General features: G+C 72.6%; 2 protein-coding genes. Both read right to left on the bottom strand.

Going from position 1 to position 1828, the window contains the following annotated elements; translation table 11 throughout:
- On the bottom strand, nt 1–965 hold a 965-nt coding region (locus EYB28_RS19635), incomplete at its 3' end, for a ubiquitin-like domain-containing protein (protein WP_166852918.1).
- Between the two features lie 393 nt (nt 966–1358).
- A partial coding sequence (locus EYB28_RS19630) for a transglycosylase family protein (RefSeq protein WP_205711073.1) occupies nt 1359–1828 on the bottom strand: 470 nt, incomplete at its 5' end.

Here is a 1828-nt window from a genome sequence, read left to right as displayed (position 1 = left end):
ACGACCTCGCCGTCCACGGTCGTGACGCGGAAGACCTTGGTGCGCTCGCCGTCCTTGCCCTCACGGGCGACCTTGGTGTCGAGGTCGGCGTACCGGTCGTCGTCGGTCCTCGTCCGCGTCTTGTGCTCGACGACGGAGGTCTTGGTGACCTTCTTCGTCTCGACGCGCTCGACGACGACCGCGACCTGCGGGGCCTCCACGGCGGCCTTCGCGCCGTCGGAGTCCTCGGCGTCCTGCGATCCGGCCGTGACGTTCTCGACGGTCGTGCCGTCCTGCGACCGCTTCGCGGCCTTCTTCGCGGCCTGGGTGACGCCCTTGGCGACGTCCTTCGCCTTGGCGTCGGTCACGTGCACGCGGTCGTCCTCGTCGAGCGTGACGTCGGCGTCCGCGAGCACGCCCTGGACGTCGTCGCCGCCCTGCACGATGTCGGTCGTGCCGTCGTGCACCACGGCGACGGGCCCGTCGGTGTCGACACCGAGCGGGAGGGTCGCGCGGTCGCCCGAGCGGGACGCGACGATGGCGACGTCGTCACCACGCGCCGCGAGACCGTCGAGGGCCTCGTCGGTGTCGAGGGCGGTGACCCACGTGTCGCTCTGCTCGCCGTCCACCGCGACGGTGATCTCCTTGCCGGTGCGCACGACGACGTCGGAGCCCTCGGTGAGGGCGGCGTCGCCGCCGGGGGCGACGAGGTCACGGTCGTCGAGGACGACGCCCTGGGCCTCCAGGAGGTCGTCGACGGACGACGCCGTGGTGCTCACGGTCTGCACGTTGCCGTCGACGTCGAGCGTGACGGTCTTGTGCACCTCGCCGTAGGCCATGCCGGCGCCCGTCACGGCGAGCGCCGCGGCGGCCGCACCGGCCACGAGCGGCCAGCGACGACGGTGGGAACGGGCCGAGCCGTCGGTCGTGGGCTCGGGCGCGGTGGGCTCGAAGGACGCCGGGGTGGCGTCGGAGGGGTTGGTCAACGGGGATTCCAGTCCTCGTGCTACCCGGGCACGACGGTCGAGACGGGCGACGTGATGCCCTCCGATCCCGCGCGTGGGCGGGGACCCCGAGGGGTCGTCGGCGCGTGGTGCCGACACGGTCTCGATCCGCCGATCCGGCGGTTCACCCGGCGGAGCCCATACACCACGAAGGCATGACTCGCACGCGGGACACTCGACCGTAACTGATTCGTTATCGTAGATCGAGCCTGAGAGCCCCGACGTGACCAAGCACACGACGGAGCGGACGGTGGTTCTGGGCGGTGCCGCGGCAGCGACGTGCGCGGCGCGAGCGCGAGCGAGCCCGGCACGACGGCACCCGACGGGGGCGCTGCCGTACCGGGCTCGTGCGCGGTGCGGCTCAGGACGAGCGGGTCAGAGCAGGCCGAGCTTCGCCGCGCAGGCGGGCCACTGGCCCCAGCCGGACTGGGCCTGGAGCTTCTGCGCGATGCGCGTCTGCTCGGCGGCCGAGTTCTCCGAGGGCAGGCCGGTGCCGCCCATCGCCTGCCAGGTCTGCAGCGAGAACTGGTACAGGCCGTAGTAGCCGTTGCCGGTGTTGGTGGACGGGTCGCCGCCGGACTCGCACTGCGCGAGCTGGGACCACACGCCCGCCGGCGCGGAACCGAGGTCCGCCGAGCCGGACGACTCGTCCGAGGACGTGTCCTCGGCAGGCGCGGGCTCCGGCTCCGGCTCGGGCTCGGGCTCCGGCTCCGGCTCCGGGCGCTCCTTGGTGCCCTCGACCACGACCTCGGTGACCGGCTTGGCGGTCACCTTGTCGGAGACCTTCTTCTTCTTCACGACCTCGCCGTCCACGGTCGTGACGCGGAAGACCTTGGTGCGCTCGC

The sequence above is a fragment of the Isoptericola sp. BMS4 genome, from assembly GCF_011634835.1.
Classification (GTDB): Bacteria; Actinomycetota; Actinomycetes; order Actinomycetales; family Cellulomonadaceae; genus Isoptericola.
The sequence above is the reverse complement of the archived record's forward strand: the minus strand, read 5'-3'. Positions and strand labels throughout refer to the sequence as shown.